An 18,128-nucleotide genomic window follows, 5' to 3' on the forward strand; every position below is an offset into this window, starting at 1 on the left:
AGACTCGCCGTCACTCCTCTTGCTGTCCGGCCTTGAACTCCTCGAATTCGGCGCGCAGCGCCTCATCGTCCTCGCGCCACCGGCGGCGTATTTCCGCCATCTCCTCTTCCGAGATCGACTGGGCGAGAAGCCGCTGGTAGTCGGGATCCTCCGGGCCGATCTCCACATAGGCCTGCCCGATCACGCTCCCCGAGCCCCCGTGCGACTCCCTGCCGCGTGCCAACACGCTCGTGGGCACCCGCAGGTTACCGCCGGGGAGCCTGATCACGTACATCGCAGATCACCTAAATCCCGTATTTGCGGTTGAAGAAAAGCATTACATTCAGCGCCGTCCGGGTATCCCCGCCAAGCATGTCGACAAGCGCGGGCCGTTGCCGCGACGCGATCGCGGCGAAGGCGTCCGCGAAGAACTCGTGGCGACCGAGATCTTCCGCCTGCCGGTGAAACTCACTCTCCAAGTGTGGAAGACATTGGGCGTACAGCGCACGGAACTCCGGTGTGTCGGACTGCCATTGTCGGCCGCCGTCTTCGGTCGCCGTGCCGTCGATGTCATCAAGGGCATGACCGATCTCATGAAGCATCACGTCCGGCGTCGGTGACGGACGGTCGCCGACCACGATCGTGCGATCGCCGTACGCCCCGGCGCAGATGTCCCAGGTTCCCTTGCCCGACGGAAGCGGCTCGCCCCGGAGGTAGTCCATGTCGTCGAGGTCCGGGACGCCTCCGGGGCCGACGTAGATCCCGTCGAGTCCTTCGGCCAGCTTGTCCTTGAGTAGATCAGGCAGCTCGGCGAGGCTGTCGACGGCCCGGACGACGTCCGGAGACGCCGGATCGGCGTCGGGGTACCACTGGCGGTACAGAATGTCCTCCAGCGCCCCGCAGTGCCGTCGTCCGTCCCGTACGTCGGGCGCGTCGGGCCGATGGGGCGCGGCGCGGGGCAGTTCCTCGTCGAGCTCGAAGTCCCGCCAGGTGTAGCGGAGCTCGTCCGGCCGCTCGGGGACCGGGGTGTCCACCCGCTCGATCGCCGCCCGGTCGCTCCGCTCCAGGGATCGCCGCTCCTCGTCGGGCCGGAGCTTGCGGAACCGGCCGAGCGCGTCCCTCGGCTGCAGGCGGCGGGGCCGGGCGAGCCGGTCCGCGTCGCCCGCGGAGTCCTTGCTCCGCCGGTGACGCCCGGTCCGGGCGTCGGCGGGTGCGTCGAGCTGCTGGCGACGGTTCACCCGGTAACGCATGACACGTCCCCTCGGCTCGGCTAGCCGGAAGCGTAAGCCAGCCCCCTAGGACGCGTCATCCCCAACCCGAACGACGGCCCGCTGCGGCCATCTCGATGCCGTCATGGCGGTGCCGGCCACGGCCCGTTGCGGCCACCCCTTGGGTGGCATTCAGGTCGGCGGGTTACTCTTCGACCATGCTCGTCCTTGCCGTAGTGCTCGTCCTGGTCGCACTCGGCGTCTGGCTGTTCTGTCTGTTCGAGGTCCTGTCGACCGACGAGAGCGAAACCCGGCACCTGCCGAGGTTCGCGTGGTTCCTCATCGTGCTTCTCGGCTTCGAACTCGGTGCGATCGCCTGGCTCCTCTTCGGCCGGCGCCGCCGATTCGTCACCGCCGACGTCACCGCGTGGCCGCCGGACTTCCTCACCGCGGCGGGCGGTGAGGGCCGGGCAGCGGCCCCGGCCGAGCGCGGTCCGCTGGGCCCGGACGACGACCCGGAGTTCCTCCGTCAGCTCGACCGCCGCCTCCGCGGCGACGACTCCTAAAACCACTCCTGAAACCACCGAACCCCGGCGCCGGTGACGGCGGCCGGGGTCGGAGAAGCGTTCTCGGCGGGTCAGTGCAGGGCGCTGCCGGCCACCCACTTGTCCCAGGACAGGGCCCAGAACACCCAGCCGTTGGAGTCGACCTCGTTGGACAGCTTCCGGTCGGTGCCGGTGACGTTCACGATGTCGCCGCGCTGGGAGATGCCGTAGAAGTACTTGGCACCGGTCGGCGAGGTGCGGACGCAGCCGTGGCTGGCGTTGCGGTGGCCGAGGGCGTCGTACTCCCCGACGCTCTGGTGGACGTACTCACCCTTGTTGGTGATCCGGACCGCGAGGTTGACGACCTCCTTGTAGTAGCCCGGGTCGCCCTTCTTCCGGTTCGGCGACTCCATCGTCACGCTCTCGGACTTCTCCTGCGTGATGTGGAGGCCGCTGGTCGTGGTGTACTCCGTCGTCGTCCCCATGCCCGTGCTGATCGGGAACTTCTTGATGACGCCGTCGTGGTTGACCTTCATGTAGTGCGTCTTGGCGTTGGCGACGGTGACGTTCGACGCGCCGATCTTGAAGGCCCGCGTCTGGTCCGTCTTGCCGTACACGCCCTTGAGGCCGCGCACGCCGGCCAGGTGGGCGGTGAAGGTGACGTTCTGGTGCGAGCCCCAGAACTTCTCGGTGCGGAAGACGACCTGCTGACTCGACATCCAGTGCCAGCGGCCGGTGTCGCCCTTGTCCGACTTGACCTCGAGGGCCCGCTCGACGTTCGCCTTGTTGGCGATCGGCTTGTCGAACGTCACGATGATCGGCATGCCCACGCCGACCTTCTCGCCGGGCTGCGGCGTAATGTCCGTGATCTTGAAGGTCTGCGTGGCCTTCTGCGTCGTGAACTTGCTGGTGGTCGTGGTGGTCTTGCCCTTGGCGTTCTTGGCCGTGACGTTCACGCTGTACGACGCGCCGGGCGCGAGCGTCCACTTGGTCTTCCACTGCGTGTGGTCGGGGGTGAAGTCGCCCGGCACGGCCTTGCCGTCCTGAGCCACCGTCACCTGCTCGAGCTTGCCGCCCGAGGCCGCGACCGAGACGCCCTGGTCCGGGCGCACGGAGCCGGTGCCGTCGGCCGGAGTGACGCGCACCTGGGCGTCGGGGGCCTTCGTACCGCCGTTGCCGTTCGTCCCGGCCTCGCTGTTGCCCGAACACGCGGACGCGCCGGCGAGCAGGGCCGCCATCACCACCATGCCGACGGTCGACCGCCTGTTAACCACCCGAGTCCTCCCAGATTCACCCACGACCCATCTGACGCACGTCGTGGGTAAAAAGTTGCCAGTGGGGCTTAATTAATCAGCCAGCGTAGGAGTGCAACCCGGAAACGAGGTAGTTGATTCCGAAAAAGTTGAACAGGAGGCACGCGAAGGCGATCAGGGAGATGACGGCCGCCTTGCGGCCGCGCCAGCCCGCGGTGGCGCGGGCGTGCAGGTACCCGGCGTATGCGACCCAGGTGATGAACGACCAGGTCTCCTTGGGGTCCCAGCCCCAGTAGCGGCCCCACGCGGAGTCCGCCCAGATCGCGCCGGCGATGATGGCGAACGTCCAGATCGGGAAGCCGAACATCATGGTCCGGTGCGAGATGCGGTCGAGGGTCTCGGCGTCCGGGACCCGGTCCATGAGGCCGCCCGGCTTGGCGGGCTTCCCACGGGCCTTGACGAGGTAGAGGATCGTGGCGACGCCGGCGACGGTGAAGACGCCCGTGGCGGTCACGGCGGCTGTGACGTGGATGGCGATCCAGTACGAGTGCAGCGCCGGGCGGAGGGGGCCCGGGTCGTCGTACAGCCAGATCGTGGCGACGCCGAGCGCGATGACGACGGCGACCATGAGGAACGGGCCCAGCCAGTTGATCTTGTAGCGCCAGAGCATCACCAGGTACACGGTCACGGCCGCGAAGGTGATCGCGGACATGAACTCGTACATGTTGCCCCAGGGCACGCGGTCGGCCGCCATCCCCCGGGTGACGATCTCGGCGCAGTGCACGCCCCAGGCGAGCACGTTGATGAGGATGGCGAACCGGCCCCACTCGACCCGGCGGCCCTCGTCCTCGTCGCCCGTGACGGCCTCGGCGGTGTCGGGGCCGCCCGCGCCGACGAGGACCTTCGCCTCGCTCGGCGCCGCGGCCATGGCGCGCCGCCGCCCGAACGCGATGTCGGCGGCGTATCCGACCATGGCGACGACGTAGAGCAGCACCGCGCCGAGCATCAGCTGGTTGCTCAGGTTCGCCAGATGGGTGTCGACCACGGTCGTCACTCCTCGTCTGTCTTCGGGGGTTCTTCGGGTGCGGCCTTCTTCAGCCGCTCGACGATCGCGTCGAAGTCCGGGGTCGCGCCGCCGAGCGTGAGTCCGCCGACCTCGACCACGGTACGCCCGCCCTCGTCGGCCGTCGCACGCACCCACACCCTGCGGCGGCGCACGAGGAACGAGGTGACGATGCCCATGATCGCGACGATGCCGGCGGCGAGCGCGGGAACCCGTCCGGGATCATGGTTGACCGACAGGGTGACGTACTGCTGGAGGCCGTCGAAGGTGACCGATCCGGCGCCGCCCGGCAACGGCAGCGGCTTGTCGCCGATGGCCAGCGGCTTGACCTTGTTCCCCATGAGGATGGGCTTGAGGTTCTTCGTGTCGAGCCGGTACACCGACTGCGGGGCGCCGTTGGACAGGCCGAGGTCGCCCTTGAAGGCGAACAGCGCCACCTGCGGGTTCAACGCTTTGGGGGAGGCCGACACGACCTTGCCCTGCTGGTTCGGCACGGCGGTGGGCCAGAACAGCCCGATGAAGCCGAGCTGGTCGGGCTGGGCGTCCGGCACCTTGATGACGCCCTCGGAGGCGTACGTCGCCTCGTTGGTCGGCAGGAACGGCACCGCGCCCTGGAAGGCGACCTGCCCCTTGCCGTCGCGGACGGTGAAGTGCGGCGCGTAGCCGTGGCCCAGGAGGTAGACGCGGGCGCCGTCCACGTTGAGCGGGTGGTTGACCTTCAGGTCGTACGGCTTGACCGGGGACTTCAGGCCGCTCTGGTACCGGATCTTCGCCGCGAAGCTGGTCGGCTGCCCGCGGTTGGGGCCGCTCATGAGGTAGTCGGCCTTGAAGGAGTCCAGCCACACCGTGAACGGCGGCAGCCTCGAGGCGTTGAAGCTGCGACCGCCCTTGAACGCGTCGTACGAGGTGAGCGTGTTGGAGAAGCCGTCGCCCTCGACCACCAGGACGTTGCCCTTGTAGCCGAACGCCGCGCCGGAGCCGACCGCGAAGAGCAGCACGAGCAGGGCGAGGTGGAAGACCAGGTTGCCGGTCTCCCGCAGGTACCCCTTCTCGGCGGCGACCGCGTCGTCGTACGCGTCGACGCGGAACCGCCGCTCCTTAAGGATCTTCCGCGCCTCGGCGAGGACGACCTCCGGCGCGAGGTCCGTCTCATGCGACGACGACTCCGGCAGCCGGCCGAGGTTGCGCGGGGCCTTCGGGGGGCGGGAGCGCAGCTGCGTGTAGTGGTGCTTGGTCCGCGGCAGCACGCAGCCGGCCAGGGACACGAACAGCAGGATGTAGATCGCCGCGAACCAGGGCGCGGAGAACACGTCGAACAGCGACAGCTTGTCCAGCCACGGCGCGAGCGTCTTGTGCTGCTCGAAGAAGCTCGTGACCTTCTCCGGATCGGACCCGCGCTGCGGCAGGAACGACCCGGGCACGGTGCCGAGCGCGACGAGGAACAGCAGCACCAGCGCCGTGCGCATCGAGGTCAGCTGCCGCCAGCCCCACCGCAGCCAGCCGATCAGGCCGATGCCCGCCGGGCGGTCCTTCGGCGCCTGTGGCGCGGCCTGGGTCTCCGGAGCGTCGACGCTCACGGGCGGGCCCCCTTGTCGAACAACATCAGATCACCGTCTTGAAGCCGGACACCCAGCCTTGCAGTTGGATCGTCAGGTCGGTCCACAGCCCGGTCACCAGGAGGACCCCGATCGCGACGAGGAGGCCGCCGCCGATCCGCGTCACGGCCTGGTAGTGGCGCTTCACCCAGCCGAACGCGCCCAGTGCCCTACGGTACGCGACGGCGGTGAGCAGGAACGGCACGCCCAGGCCCAGGCAGTAGGCGAAGGACAGCAGCGCACCACGCGTCGCGCTCGCCTCGGTGTAGGCCATCGCCTGCACGGCCGCCAGGGTCGGGCCGATGCACGGCGTCCAGCCCAGGCCGAACAGCGCGCCCAGCAACGGCGCCCCGGCGATCCCGGCGGCGGGCAGCCGGCTCGACTTGACCGTCCGCTGCAGCCCGGGGATGAAGCCCATGAACGCCAGGCCGAGCACGATCGTGACGGCGCCCAGCACCTTGGTGATCACCACGGCGTGGCGTTGCAGCAGCGCGCCGAACCCGCCGAACGCCAGCCCGGCGCTGACGAACACGACCGTGAACCCGAGGACGAACAGCGCCACCCCGAGCAGCAGCCGCCCGCGCTTCCGCTCCGCGAGGTCCGTGCCGCTCATGCCGGTGACGTACGACAGGTAGCCCGGCACGAGCGGCAGCACGCACGGCGACAGGAACGACACCAGCCCGGCCGCCGCCGCGACCGGGAACGCCATGACGAGCGAGCCGCTGGTGATGGTGCTCATTTCTCGGCGGCGACCTTGGTGACGAGGTCCTGGAGGCGGGAGTAGGGCACGCTGCCGATGACGCGGACCGCCACCTTGCCCTGCCGGTCGATGATCAGCGTGGAGGGCACGGCGTTCGGCGGGATGTCGCGGAAGGCGAGCGCGATCTGCCCGGCCTGGTCGTACAGGCTCGGGTACGTGATCTTGAAGCTGCGGATGAACGCCTGGGCGTTGTCCTTGCCGTCCTTGATGTCCACGCCGACGAACTGCACGCCCGAGGCCTTGTTCTTCTCGTAGATCTGCTCCATCGTCGGCGCCTCGGCGCGGCACGGCGCGCACCAGGAGGCCCAGAAGTTGACGACGACGACCTTGCCGCCGAACTGCGCGAGGTCGAAGGGCTTGCCGTCGAGCGTGGTGCCCTTCACCTGCGGCGCGGGCTTACGGCTCTTGAGGATCTGGCTGGAGTTGTCACCGGCGACGTACCGCGAGTCGGAGCCGGTGCCGTTCTGCCCCGATCCGGTGCCCGCGCATCCGGCGAGCACGCCGGCACCGAGCAGGATCACTGCCGGAAGGGTCAGGGCACGGGGGGTCACGGGCACACTCCTACTACTACAGGGCGTAGTACTCGTTTCTATTGTGCAGGAGGGCTCAGGCGCCGGGCACACTGGGGCGGCGGGACAGCTCGCCCGCCGGCTCCGCGTAGTCGACCTTGACGATGCGATCGTCGTCGTAGGTGAAGCTGGTCACGCTGGCCAGCGCGCACTGGCGGTGCCCCGGGTGGTGCCACATCCGGCGGCCCTCGACCTTCCGGCGCGTCACCCAGATCGGCAGCTGGTGGCTCACGCACACCGCCTCGTGCCCGCGCGCGGCGTCGCGCGCGTCGGCCATGGCCGCCAGCATCCGCCGGGCGATCTCCGCGTACGGCTCGCCCCAGGAGGGCCGGAACGGGTTCCAGAGGAACGGCCAGTGCTCCGGCCGGCGCAGCGAACCGTCGCCCACGCCGAACGTGCGGCCCTCGAAGTGGTTGGCGGCCTCGATCAGCCGCTCGTCGATGCCCACCTCGAGCCCGAGCGTCTCGGCGATCGGCTCGGCGGTGTCCTGGGCGCGCTCCATCGGAGAGGACACGAGCGCCGTGATGTCACGCCCCTCGAACCACTTGGCCGCCGCCTTCGCCATCAGCCGGCCGTCGTCGCTGAGGTGGTAGCCCGGCAGCCGCCCGTAGAGGACACCCTCGGGGTTGTGCACCTCACCGTGGCGCAGCAGATGAACGATCGTCTTCATAGCGCTCCCACACTACCGGCCCCCGAGAGCAGCGCCGCCGACCCCACCAGCGAGTCGCCGAACCCGCGTCCGACGTGGCCTTCATCGACTGCTGCCCGCATCGGGAGCGCTGAGGGCCTTTGTGGACACGCCGTGGGGAATGCCGGCGTTCGGCCCTGTCTCCGAGATGCTTGAAGACGTCCCGCGAACATCTTCGCCTTATCCGCATCTTATAGAGAGTGAAGATCGACATGAGGAATCGGCGGCTGGTCGCCGGGCTGGCCCTCGCCGCCGCGACAGTCGCCGCGATGACGGCTTGCTCCGGTGGTGGCCAGAAGGCGGAATCGGTCGCGGCGGACGCAACGATCAAGATCACCCCTGGGGACGGTGCACAGACGGCCCGGCCTGACAACGGTGTCGCGGTCTCCGTCTCCAACGGGCATCTGGAACAGGTGGACGTGCGGCAGGATGGCGTCACGGCGCCAGGCGCGTTCAGCACCGGCAACACATCATGGAAGACCACCTGGACGCTCAAGCCGGGAGTTTGGTACCAGGTGAAGGTCACGGCCAAGAACTCCAAGGGCCACGAGACCGCGGTCATGAGCCGGTTCCACACCGCCCCGGCGGGCCACAAGATCGCCATCTCCGACGTCACCCCGCAGCCCGGGGAGAAGGTCGGCGTCGGAATGCCGATCATTGTGACGTTCGACGGCCCGGTCGCCAACAAGGACCAGGTGAAGCAGTCGCTTGAGGTGAAGTCGGACAAGGCGGACGAGGGTGCCTGGCACTGGATGTCGGACCGGCAGGTCGTCTACCGCACTCACCACTACTGGCAGCCACATCAGAAGGTCGTCTTCACCGCACACCTGGCCGGCGTACGTGCCGCCAAGGGCGTGTACGGCACGACCGATGTGACCAAGCGCTTTTCCATCGGGGCGTCGAACATCACCGTGGCGGACGGTAAGACGCACCACATGAAGGTGAACCATGACGGCGTCGTGAAGACCTTCCCGATCAGCATGGGCAAGGCCACCACAGCGGAGTACACCACCACCAGCGGCATCCACCTGACCAAGGAGAAGGAGGACCCGGTGACGATGGTGTCGCCGGGACACCAGCCCGGCGACCCGGAGTACTACAAGGAAGTCATCCACCTGGCGGTCCGAATCTCCGACGGCGGCGAGTACATCCACCAGGCCGGCGAGGAGTACGACGCCCTCGGCGTCCGCAACGCCAGCCACGGCTGCGTCCGCACCTCACCGACCGGCGCGCGATACTTCTTCGGCATCGCGCAGCGCGGCGACGTCGTCGATGTCACCGGCACGGACAAAAAGTTCGTCGACGAGCCGTACGACAGCGACTGGAAGTTCTGGAACTACTCCTGGGACGCCTGGGTGAAGGACGGCGACCTCCAGCGCTGATCGGCCAGAGGGTGGCACCGTACGGGGCGGTGCCCGCGGCCCGTGGTCAGCACATCGTGAACGAGACGCTCTTCATGACGTTGGGGTCGTCCATGTAGACCTTGACGACGTGGTTTCCGGAGCCCCAGAAGGTCGCGGGGCCGGCCTTTGAATATCTGTCGCTGTTGGCGTCGGTGAGGCTGCCGTCGACGACGACCTGGTGCTTGGCGTTGGGATAGTTGATCTGATACTCGTAGCCACCCTTGGTGTAGCAGCTCCCGTGCTTGGTGCCGATCACCGTGAGCACGAGCCCGGGACGGCCGCCACCGCCACCGCCGCTTGTGCTCGACCTGGTCGTGGTCGGCTGCGCCGACCGGGTCTTCGCGTGGGTCTTGCCGGCACTCGGCTTGGGCGAGGGGCCGCCGGGCGTGTTCGTCGAGCTCGGTGATGAGGGGTCGACCGACGGCTTCCCGCTGACACCGTTCGTCGGGCCGCCCGATGCGGTCGGGTTCCGCGTTTCCTCGCCGATTCCGCGCGCGGCCTCTCCCTTTCCACCGCCGGAGCCCTTCCCGGGATCCTCCGCCTCCGACATGCCCGGCCAGAGGATCGCCCCCGCAGCGACGACGGCCGCCAGCACGGCCGCCGCTCCCGCCCCGGTCAGCACGATGAGACGGCGCCGCGCGGGATCGGACCGCCGCCCGTTCGGGGCGCTCCCCGGCATCGGAGGGCCGGTCGGCGGCTGGAAGCCAGGGGGCGGTGGGGCGGCCGGTGTCTGGAGGCCAGGAGGCGGTGGGGCGGCGGGCGTCTGGTGCGGTCCAGGCGGCGGCTGGGGCGATGCCGGGAGAGCCTGCGGAACGGTGACCGGCGGCTGAGGCGGGGCGTGAGGTGGCTGCGGTCCAGGCGGCGGTGGGGCGGCGGGCGTCTGCTGCGGTCCAGGCGGCGGCGGGGTGGCGCCCGCCGGCTGTAGTCCGGTCGCCGCCGAACGGGCGCTGACCAGGCGCAACATGACATCCTGCATGGTCGGCCTGCGAGAGGGGTCCTTGGCCAGGCAGGCCACCACCAGAGAGCGCAGCGGCTCCGGGAGATCACCGAGGTCGGGTTCGCTCTGGAGGACCCGATTCATGATCGCCGGGAATGAGTCCGCGCCGAACGGCGGCCGCCCGGTGGCCGCGAAGGCCATCACCGATCCCCAGGCGAACACGTCGGCGGGCGCGCCGACGGACTGCCCCTCGAACTGCTCGGGAGCCATGTACGCCGGCGTGCCCATGATGGTGCTGGTGAGCGTGAGGGGGGCCTCGGTATCGCGGGCTATCCCGAAGTCGATGACCCGCGGCCCATCCGGGCCGAGCAGCACATTGGACGGCTTGAGATCACGATGCACGATTCCCGCGTCGTGGATGGCCGTGAGCGCCGTGGCGGTGGCGACGGCGAGCCGCTGGAGGGCCGCCGTACTCTCCCGCGGTCCCGACTGCTGCAGCGAGGGACCGTCGACGTACTCGGTGACCACGTACGGCCGCGATCCCTCCATGGAGGCGTCGAGGACCTGCGCGATGCAGAACGGATCGACCCGGCGGGCGGCGGCGATCTCCTTCATGAAGCGTTCACGGACGCGGGGGTCGGCGGCGAGCTCCTCGCGCAGCAGCTTCACCGCGACGTTCGTCCCGTCGGGCCCGGACGCGAGATAGACGACTCCTTGGCCGCCCATTCCGAGCCGCCCGATCAGCCGGTAAGGCCCCACGGCGGACGGATCCTCAGAGCGCAGCGGCTCGGTTTCCGGCATGGAGAGCTACTCCAGATGATCAACACAGGGAGTCTGCACCTTAACGCACGGTTGTGTCTTCCGTTAGAGCAACAACCGATCACACACGTCGCGCCGGCGCCGCGACGGCCCATCCGCCACGTGAAGGCCGAGAACGGCGCTTTCCCGTATTCACCGGACACGCTTCCGGGAAGCCGTCGTATCGGACGCATCACGGTCGGTAGGATCTCTGGCCGTGTCCTCCTGGCGAGCCGCAGGCGAAATCGCACCCACGTATCCCCATCCCATGCAGACGCTGACCCTCATGCTCATGGACGGCTCCGTACCCCGCCGGGCCCGAGGGGACATGGACGCCTGCCTCGCGGCCGTTCTCGAAGGCGCCGAGAACAACCTCCGTCCAGAGCCGGGCGGCCGGATGCTCTACCCGTTCGGGCTGGTCATGGACGCCGACGGGGTCCTCCGGACGGCCGCGCAGTACGAGGTCGACTACGCGTACGACGAGACCGCCACCGCCGCCACGCTGCATCACCTCGCCGACGACTACCGCACGCGAGCGGCCGAACTGCGCTGCGCCACGCTCGCCTACTACGTGCGGATGAAGGAGCCGTCGCCGGGCGACACGACCCCCGGCAACGTGCAGATCCGCAGGTCCACCGACTGGCGGAACGGCGTCTCGGAGCCCCCGCCGGGCACCGTCGACGCCGTCGCCATGGAGGTCGAACACCAGGCGGGCTGCGCACTCGCGGTGTTCATGCCCTACGCCTGGCAGGGACCGCGACAGGAGTTCGTCGTCGGCGACCTCATGGCCATCCCCGCCAAACGCCGCATCTGGCCGGACTCCTGATGGGGTCGGCCGGGTCGGCTGCCGACCGACTCGGTGACCCAACAGCCGCCGGCGGGTGAGCACCTTCGACACCCTACAGAGTTGGCTCTGACCTGCATTGACGTAACAGAATCCGCGGTCGAGTGTGGCCTGATTGATCATGATCTAAGCCGCTCGACTGTCGGGACCGCCGCGTACCGTCTGCCCTGGCTCGATCAGGCATCAAGCGACAGGAGAGACGATGGACAGTGACGTCCGATTCGACAAAGTGGAGCCCGTGATTCCGGTACGGGATCTGGCCGCCGCCCTGGACCGCTACAGCCGCCTGGGGTTCTCGGTGGACCGAGCCGACGAGGATCCCGGCTACGGATTCGCCAATCGGGGAGCCGTCTCCCTCCATCTCACCGAATGGAGCGAGCACGATCCCACACGCACCGCCGCGGTCGTCTACCTGTACGTCTCAGACGCCGACGCCGTGTACGCCGAATGGGCCGCAGCCGGCGTCCCAGGTCGCTTCGGTGAGCCGTTCGACGCGTCGTACGGGCTCCGAGAGTTCACCTACATCGATCCCGAGGGAACACTGCACCGCGTCGGCTCACGGCTCCCCGACCAAGCCTGATCAGACGACGACACGCACCACCTCGACAACGGCGACCTCAACGCACTGGCCGTCTCACTCGATGCGGTCCCGGTCGACGAGGGCATCTCGGAGGCGCACGCAGACGGCCTCGACCTCCGACTCGTCCGGAAGTTCGCCGGCGCGGAACATCGCGGTCTGCAACTCCGGCCCGCCTGCGTTGAAGCGCGTCATGTCGGCCTTGGTGATCGGCTGGACGACGAAGTGGATGTGGCCGGGTATCCCACCCGCGTGTGACCACAGGCAGACGTAGACCTGCTCCGGCCGGACCACCTCGGTGACAGCCGCCGCCGTCCGCTGCAACAGCGGGCCGAGCGCAGCGCTCTCGGCCTCGTTCAGGTCGGCCACATGCACGACGTGGCGGAGCGGTACGACCACGAGGGTGCCGACGCCGAGCGGCCCGACGCAGTGCTCCACGACCCAGCCCGAACTCTCGTGAAGACGCCCGCCCGGCAACGGCCGCACCCCAGAGATCAGGTCACACGAGAGACATGAATCCGTTGAGGTGGTCACGCGGTGACGCGAGCTCCCTCGACGACGGCGACCTCAACGCACTGGCCGCCCTGCTGATCGGAACAGGTGCTCGTACGCCACTGGACGGATGAAAGATCTGTCATGCTCACACACTCTCCATGATGGTGCGGATGAGCTTCTCCGAGTCTGTAGCTGGAAGCGCTGCAGCACGAATCAGATCAAACTGTACTTTAAGCGCGTTGACGAGCCGAGGCTGGTCGATAAGGTCGCCGTGGCCGATCGGGGTCTCGGCATAGGCGACATCCCTTCTTCCGTCACAGCTCAGAAGCGTGAATGACCCATTCAGATAAATCGGCGCCTCCTCCGGGAGGATCTGAATGGTGACGTTCGGCTCTTGCATAACGTCGAGGAGGCGTTGGAGTTGGGCGCGCATCACCTCAGGACCGCCGATCTTGCGGCGGATGGCGTACTCGGCCAGCAGGAGTACGAGCCAAGGAGGTTCATCGCGGCGGAGGATCTGCTGGCGTTCCATACGGGTGGCGACGAGTTGCTCGATCTTGTCGGAGTGGTTGCCGGCGGTGAGCATGGCACGGGCGTAGTCCTCGTTCTGGAGCAGACCGGTGATCACCGTCGGCTCGAAGATGTGCATCGATGATGCGGTGCTCTCCGCTTCCAGGAACGGACGGAACCAACCGAGGGCGAGTTCTCGGGCGGCGTGGGGTTGGAGTTCGGCGAAGTACCCGTCGAGAGCGAAAAGCCGGTCGAAGTTCTCGGACATCGCCGTCGTTGCGGAGCGCTTCGCGGTTTCGATCTTTGAGATGAGGTCGCCGGTGCAGCCGACGCGGTCGGCCAGAGAGTCCTGCGTCCAGCCGTTGGCGTCGCGATACTTCCGCAGCTTGTACGCGTAGAGCGCCGCCACCGAAGCGGTCGGGTCCACCTCGCGCCGATATCCCATGTCGCCCTCCGGGCCGAAGCTGTCGGGGATTGTCGAGTCCCTTCCATTGCCGAGAGTAGTCATATGACAACAGAGTGAGACGCGATTCGAAAATCCCGCGATGGACACGATGGGCAGGGCGATGATCGCCGACTCGTACTCCCTCAAGCTGGGACCGCATCCGGGCTCCGCGAAGGTGGCCAGGCTGGCGGTCGAGCGGCGGCTGCAGGACTGGGCGCTGCCGGAACTACTGGGCGACGTGCATCTCGTCACGACGGAGCTCGTGTCCAACGCCGCCCGGCTCGGCGCCGTCTTCGAGCTCACGATCAGCCGGCCGGGCGAGCGGACCGTACTGGTCGAGGTGCGGGATTACTGCGACGGCGAGCCGGTGCTGCGCGACGCGGACCCGGACGAGGAGGGCGGCCGCGGGCTGTTCATCGTGCAGGCGTTCGCCACGGAATGGGGCTGGCGGGCGGAGAGCGACGGCAAGACGATCTGGGCCCGCTGCGGCGGTTGAAGAGCCCCGGACGATCGGGTCTTCCCCCGAAGCCGATCGTCCGGCGAGGGCCACGGCGAGCGCGGATTGAGGGACCGGTGCCCGCCGTGGCCCACACAATGCCCGGTGACCGGCCGTCCGCTGCGTCGCGAAAAGGAACGAGGCTGCGCGCCGACCGCTTTTACCGAGCTTTCGGAGCGTCAGGGCAGGTGGGGCATGACCTCGGCGGCGAGGCGCTCCAGCTGCTCGGCGTCGTCGAAGAGCGGGGTGAAGAGGATCATCTCGGCGCCCGCGTCGGCGACCTGGCGGAGCCCGTGCACGCACTCCTCCGGCGGACCGTACACGGCGACGGGGGTCAACTCCTCGCCGCCCGACCGGCCGTACATGCGGTTCAGGGCGTCGGTGACGCGCTTGTGGGCACGGCCGGTGTCTTCGTCGACCGCCACGTAGACGCGTTTGGCGATGCGGAAGCCGTTCGGGTGAGGGTCCGCCTCCGCGAGGGCCTCGCGCACGACGCGGACCTGCTCGGCGAAGCGCTCGGTCGTCTGGGAGCCCGCGCCGAAGAAGCCGTCGCCGTACCGGACCGCGCGGCGCAGCGCGTTGGGGTGGCTGCCGCCGAACCACAGCGGCGGGTGCGGCTTCTGGACGGGCTTCGGCTCCATGCCGGCGCCGTCGACCTGCCAGAACCGCCCATCGAAGGTGATCTTCTCGTCGGTCCAGCAGGCCTTCATCAGCCGGACGCCCTCGGTGAAGCGGGTGACGAGGCCGTCCGGGTCGATGCCGAACGCCGCGAAGTCCCGCTGCCCGCCCATGCCGACGCCGGCCTCCAGCCGACCTTGGCTCAGCTGGTCGAGCGTGCTGAGGCTCTTGGCCAGGTGCAGCGGGTTGTGGAGAGTGCTGACGAACACCGCGCAGCCGAGCCGGAGGCGTTCGGTGCAGGCGGCCGCGTACGTCATCGTCTCGATCGGGCTGAAGCGGGGCGCCGAGCCGAGGACCTGTTCCTGGGTCCACGCGCTGTCGAAGCCGACCTGCTCCGCTCGCGCCAGAAAGTCCCGGAACGCGCCGGGTTCGAAGTCGCCGTCACCGAAGGCCTGTGGAATGGAGATCGCGAAGCGCACCCTCCGACACTACTCCGGCGGTCCCGGCCGACCCGGTCGCCCCCGTACGGTGGCGCGGACCAACGGCCTCCCTCCCCTGGTCACCGGGTCAGCTCGGGCTCTCGGCGGGGAAGAGGATCGGGCTGAGGAGGTGGCGGGTGCGGTCCGGCGAGGGCTCGTTCCGCATCCGGGAGACGATCACGTCACGCAGCTCGCCGATCATCTCGGCGCGCTCCTCCGGGCTGAGCCAGATGGCGTGCTGCCGGTAGCCGACGAGGTCGGCGGCCGGGTCGGCGTCGTCGCGGTCGAGGTAGGCGTTGAACTCGGCCAGCAGGGTGGCCATGGCCACGGCGAACACGCGGCGATGGTCCTCCCGTGACGTGGACGCGGCCGTCTCGGCGTCGATGACCGCTCGCTCCCGGCGCAGCCGGTACCGGCGTTCGACGGCGCCCCGAACCCGCTGCTCGCCGTCGACCTCGAGGAGGCCTCCCTCGGCCAGCAGGCCGACGTGCCGGTAGACGGTGGCCTTCGAGACGTCGGGCAGCAGCTCGCACAGCTGGGCGGTGGTGAGCGCCCGCCCGCCGGACATCGCGTGCACGACGCGGAGCCGCACCGGGTGGAGAAGCAGGTCCACGGTGTCCATGGCTCTACGATCTCACATCTGATACCGTTCGCAAAGTTGAGAACGTTGACCCGAGGAGTGGCGCATGACCGAGACCCAGCCCCCACTGGGCCGCCTGTACGACGTCGGCGACCGGCGGCTGATGCTGCACCGCTCCGGCACCGGCGGACCGGCCGTGGTCTTCCTGCCCGGAGCCGGTCTCGTCGGCCTGGACTACGTCAACACGCACGACCGCGTCGCCGAACTGACCACGAGCGTGCTCTACGACCGGGCGGGCACCGGCTGGAGCGATCCGGTCGCCCTGCCCCGTACGGCCGCCGCCGTCACCGACGAACTCCACGCCCTGCTGCCCGCCGCCGGGATCCCCGCCCCGTACGTGCTGGTCGGCCACTCTCTCGGCGGCGCCTACGCACGCCACTACGCGCAGCGGTTCCCCGGCGAGGTGGCCGGGCTGCTCCTGCTGGACCCGACGCATGAGGACTTCCTCGTCCGCGCGCCGAAGCAGGTGCCGGAGATGCTGGAGAAGATGAAGAGCCAGGACCTGCCGGAGCCGACCGAGGAGCAGATCCAGAGCTCCCGGGAGGCGCTCGCCCAGCACTTCGCGGCCTGGCCCGACTCCGTACGGGACGCGCTCGTCGAAAACCACCTCACCGCGTGGCGCACCGCGTGGAACGAGGACAAGAACCTCTACACCGAGGTCGCCGACGAGCTGCGCCGCGCGCCCGCCCTACCCGACATCCCTTTGATCGTGCTCACCGCCATGGGCCACGACCCGACGCAGGCCCACCTGTGGCCCGGGGACCTCCTGCGCGAGATCAACGAGATGAAGCGCACCATCCACGCGGAGCTGGTCGCCTCGGTCCCCCGCGGCGAGCATCGCGTCCTCGACGACGCCGGGCACGGCTGGATGCACGAGGAGCGCCCCGATGTCGTGCTCGGCGCCATCGCCGACGTCCTCCGCGCCGCGAAGAGCTGACCGCCCCGGTCCCGGCGACGCGCGGGCCGGCCTCAGAGCGCCGCCGCGGGAACGACGACTCGCCCGGGACCTCGCCGAGCGAGGTACCGGGCGAACCGTGGTTCGGTCAGGGACGGGCGCCGAGGCTGTTCACCCAGCCCATCGACTCGTACGTCATGGTCAGGGAAGGAGCCTTGCGGTCCCCGGACTCCTGAGCGAGGAGCCGCCCCGTGCTCGGGTCGACGATCAGACGGATCTCCCCGCCGCTCTTGGCCTGCTGGACGGTATCGCCGCCGCTGCCCAGCGCCAGGACCGCGCCTTTGCGCCCCATCGGATCTGCGGCCGTGCCGAGGTAGCCGATGCCCGGCTGCTTGGCGAGCAACCGGTACAGCGCGGCCTTCGCGCCCGGCGTCAGCGGCCCGGCCAGCAGGTCCTGCGCCTCGCCGAAGACGTACTGGGAGAAGTCACCGCCCATCGGCTCGCCGTCGTGCTGTTGCGCCAGCTGATTCTCGTGCTTGAACCAGGTGCGCATCACCCTCTCAAGGGCCGCCGGGTCGGACGGCAGCTTCGCCAACGCCTCGACCGTCTTGTCCCTCTGGGTGAGAGAGAGCCGCAGGCTCGCGAAGTCGTAGTTGTTGACCTGTGGCTTCGCGCTCGTGTCCAGGTCCCACTGCTGCCTCTCCCGGAGGCTCATCCTCTTCCACTTGGCCTCATCGGCCGGCGTGGAGAAGGTGATCTTGGGGTCGATGCCGACGATCGTACGGTCGTGGCGGTTGCGGCCGGACCAGGTGTCCTGCGTCTTGCTCACGGACGCGCTCAGGGGGAAGGAGGGCACTCGGCGCCCTGGCTTCTTATCGCCGAACTTCTTGGTGAACGCCTTCTTCTCCTCGGGCGTCGCGGGACTGACGAGTGAGGTCTCGCGCTCGCGGGTGTACCAGTAGGCCCCGGTGGTCGCGGGTGCCTTGGCGACGCTCTCGGCACTGGCCAGCAGCACGGCGCGCGCGTCCACGCGTACGGTCCCCGATGGGGCCGGTCGGCCTCCTCCGGTGCCTCGCGAACCGTCGGTGGCCACAATGACGCCCGCCGCGGTGGCGGCGACCGCGCCGGCGGCCAGACCGGCCACCAGCACGCGCGGCATCCGGCGCCGCGCGGCCGGCACGGAAACGGCACGGTCGGACCCGCTGCCGTCCCATGCCGCGGCGAGGTCCTGCTCGCGGCGGCGGGCGTGCGCCTCGGCGACCATGGTGTCCAGGCCGGTGGGCTTGAGCGTACGGAACATGTCGTCGGCGTTGTCGTTCATCTGAACTCCA

Annotated in this window: 21 protein-coding genes; 6 read left to right on the forward strand and 15 right to left on the reverse strand. The window is 69.1% G+C overall.

Annotated features, from left to right (window positions below; all coding sequences use genetic code 11):
* Positions 1–10 precede the first annotated feature (10 nt).
* Together ACQP2O_RS49280 and ACQP2O_RS49285 are read right to left on the reverse strand one after the other, a co-directional pair.
* Positions 11–274: a hypothetical protein gene (locus tag ACQP2O_RS49280; RefSeq protein WP_433176724.1), complete on the reverse strand. Its 264-nt coding sequence runs from the start codon at positions 272–274 to the stop codon at positions 11–13.
* A 10-nt stretch (positions 275–284) separates the two neighbouring features.
* Positions 285–1,229, reverse strand: coding sequence for a hypothetical protein (locus tag ACQP2O_RS49285; protein ID WP_433176726.1), 945 nt, complete (start codon positions 1,227–1,229; stop codon positions 285–287).
* A gap of 176 nt (positions 1,230–1,405) precedes the next feature.
* Between ACQP2O_RS49285 and ACQP2O_RS49290 the strand changes: the two genes are divergently transcribed.
* Entirely contained in the window at positions 1,406–1,753 is a 348-nt protein-coding gene (locus tag ACQP2O_RS49290; RefSeq protein WP_433176728.1) for a PLD nuclease N-terminal domain-containing protein, read from the forward strand.
* Positions 1,754–1,824: 71 nt separating this feature from the next.
* Here ACQP2O_RS49290 and ACQP2O_RS49295 read toward each other — a convergent pair whose 3' ends face one another.
* The 6 genes from ACQP2O_RS49295 to ACQP2O_RS49320 form a co-directional block, all read right to left on the reverse strand.
* Complete coding sequence (locus ACQP2O_RS49295; RefSeq protein ID WP_433176730.1) at positions 1,825–3,006, reverse strand: Ig-like domain-containing protein; 1,182 nt, start codon at positions 3,004–3,006, stop codon at positions 1,825–1,827.
* A gap of 76 nt (positions 3,007–3,082) precedes the next feature.
* The gene (gene ccsB / locus ACQP2O_RS49300; protein WP_433176732.1) at positions 3,083–4,030 is read right to left on the reverse strand and encodes a c-type cytochrome biogenesis protein CcsB; all 948 of its coding nucleotides are present in this window, start codon (positions 4,028–4,030) and stop codon (positions 3,083–3,085) included.
* Positions 4,031–4,035: 5 nt separating this feature from the next.
* The gene (gene resB / locus ACQP2O_RS49305; RefSeq protein ID WP_433176734.1) at positions 4,036–5,625 is read right to left on the reverse strand and encodes a cytochrome c biogenesis protein ResB; all 1,590 of its coding nucleotides are present in this window, start codon (positions 5,623–5,625) and stop codon (positions 4,036–4,038) included.
* Positions 5,626–5,650: 25 nt separating this feature from the next.
* Positions 5,651–6,382 (reverse strand): cytochrome c biogenesis CcdA family protein, encoded by a 732-nt coding sequence (locus tag ACQP2O_RS49310; RefSeq protein ID WP_433176736.1) that lies wholly within the window; start codon positions 6,380–6,382, stop codon positions 5,651–5,653.
* Positions 6,379–6,954, reverse strand: coding sequence for a TlpA family protein disulfide reductase (locus ACQP2O_RS49315; RefSeq protein WP_433176738.1), 576 nt, complete (start codon positions 6,952–6,954; stop codon positions 6,379–6,381). The genes ACQP2O_RS49310 and ACQP2O_RS49315 overlap by 4 nt, the downstream gene beginning before the upstream one ends.
* 55 nt (positions 6,955–7,009) lie before the next feature.
* Positions 7,010–7,642, reverse strand: coding sequence for a histidine phosphatase family protein (locus ACQP2O_RS49320; protein ID WP_433176740.1), 633 nt, complete (start codon positions 7,640–7,642; stop codon positions 7,010–7,012).
* Between the two features lie 218 nt (positions 7,643–7,860).
* Here ACQP2O_RS49320 and ACQP2O_RS49325 point away from each other — a divergent pair, with 218 nt between their 5' ends.
* Positions 7,861–9,042 carry an Ig-like domain-containing protein gene (locus ACQP2O_RS49325; protein WP_433176741.1) on the forward strand — a complete coding sequence of 394 codons (1,182 nt, stop codon included), beginning with the start codon at positions 7,861–7,863 and terminating at the stop codon, positions 9,040–9,042.
* Positions 9,043–9,088: 46 nt separating this feature from the next.
* Here ACQP2O_RS49325 and ACQP2O_RS49330 read toward each other — a convergent pair whose 3' ends face one another.
* Entirely contained in the window at positions 9,089–10,801 is a 1,713-nt protein-coding gene (locus ACQP2O_RS49330) for a serine/threonine-protein kinase (RefSeq protein WP_433176743.1), read from the reverse strand.
* Positions 10,802–11,066: 265 nt separating this feature from the next.
* On the opposite strand from ACQP2O_RS49330, the gene ACQP2O_RS49335 reads away from it, so the two are divergent.
* Positions 11,067–11,624: a hypothetical protein gene (locus tag ACQP2O_RS49335; RefSeq protein WP_433176745.1), complete on the forward strand. Its 558-nt coding sequence runs from the start codon at positions 11,067–11,069 to the stop codon at positions 11,622–11,624.
* Between the two features lie 220 nt (positions 11,625–11,844).
* Positions 11,845–12,222, forward strand: coding sequence for a bleomycin resistance protein (locus tag ACQP2O_RS49340; protein WP_433176747.1), 378 nt, complete (start codon positions 11,845–11,847; stop codon positions 12,220–12,222).
* A 54-nt stretch (positions 12,223–12,276) separates the two neighbouring features.
* On the opposite strand, the gene ACQP2O_RS49345 is transcribed toward ACQP2O_RS49340, so the two are convergent.
* Genes ACQP2O_RS49345 through ACQP2O_RS49355 form a run of 3 tightly spaced genes read right to left on the reverse strand, consistent with a single transcriptional unit; the run spans position 12,277 to position 13,732 of the window.
* The gene (locus ACQP2O_RS49345) at positions 12,277–12,705 is read right to left on the reverse strand and encodes an HIT family protein (RefSeq protein WP_433176749.1); all 429 of its coding nucleotides are present in this window, start codon (positions 12,703–12,705) and stop codon (positions 12,277–12,279) included.
* A gap of 44 nt (positions 12,706–12,749) precedes the next feature.
* Positions 12,750–12,857, reverse strand: a complete 108-nt coding sequence (locus tag ACQP2O_RS49350) for a DUF397 domain-containing protein (protein ID WP_433176751.1) — start codon at positions 12,855–12,857, stop codon at positions 12,750–12,752.
* A 2-nt stretch (positions 12,858–12,859) separates the two neighbouring features.
* Positions 12,860–13,732 (reverse strand): helix-turn-helix domain-containing protein, encoded by an 873-nt coding sequence (locus ACQP2O_RS49355; protein ID WP_433176753.1) that lies wholly within the window; start codon positions 13,730–13,732, stop codon positions 12,860–12,862.
* Between the two features lie 37 nt (positions 13,733–13,769).
* Between ACQP2O_RS49355 and ACQP2O_RS49360 the strand changes: the two genes are divergently transcribed.
* Positions 13,770–14,165 carry an ATP-binding protein gene (locus ACQP2O_RS49360; RefSeq protein ID WP_433176755.1) on the forward strand — a complete coding sequence of 132 codons (396 nt, stop codon included), beginning with the start codon at positions 13,770–13,772 and terminating at the stop codon, positions 14,163–14,165.
* Between the two features lie 179 nt (positions 14,166–14,344).
* On the opposite strand, the gene ACQP2O_RS49365 is transcribed toward ACQP2O_RS49360, so the two are convergent.
* Both ACQP2O_RS49365 and ACQP2O_RS49370 read right to left on the reverse strand, forming a co-directional pair.
* The gene (locus ACQP2O_RS49365) at positions 14,345–15,262 is read right to left on the reverse strand and encodes an LLM class flavin-dependent oxidoreductase (RefSeq protein ID WP_433176757.1); all 918 of its coding nucleotides are present in this window, start codon (positions 15,260–15,262) and stop codon (positions 14,345–14,347) included.
* An 88-nt stretch (positions 15,263–15,350) separates the two neighbouring features.
* On the reverse strand, positions 15,351–15,884 hold the full coding sequence (locus ACQP2O_RS49370) for a helix-turn-helix domain-containing protein (RefSeq protein WP_433176758.1): 534 nt from the start codon (positions 15,882–15,884) through the stop codon (positions 15,351–15,353).
* A gap of 64 nt (positions 15,885–15,948) precedes the next feature.
* Here ACQP2O_RS49370 and ACQP2O_RS49375 point away from each other — a divergent pair, with 64 nt between their 5' ends.
* Positions 15,949–16,839 carry an alpha/beta fold hydrolase gene (locus tag ACQP2O_RS49375; protein ID WP_433176760.1) on the forward strand — a complete coding sequence of 297 codons (891 nt, stop codon included), beginning with the start codon at positions 15,949–15,951 and terminating at the stop codon, positions 16,837–16,839.
* Between the two features lie 106 nt (positions 16,840–16,945).
* On the opposite strand, the gene ACQP2O_RS49380 is transcribed toward ACQP2O_RS49375, so the two are convergent.
* Complete coding sequence (locus ACQP2O_RS49380; protein ID WP_433176762.1) at positions 16,946–18,118, reverse strand: CU044_5270 family protein; 1,173 nt, start codon at positions 18,116–18,118, stop codon at positions 16,946–16,948.
* Between the last annotated feature and the right edge of the window lie 10 nt (positions 18,119–18,128).

The sequence above is a fragment of the Actinoallomurus sp. CA-150999 genome (assembly GCF_050942425.1).
GTDB lineage: Bacteria > Actinomycetota > Actinomycetes > Streptosporangiales > Streptosporangiaceae > Actinoallomurus.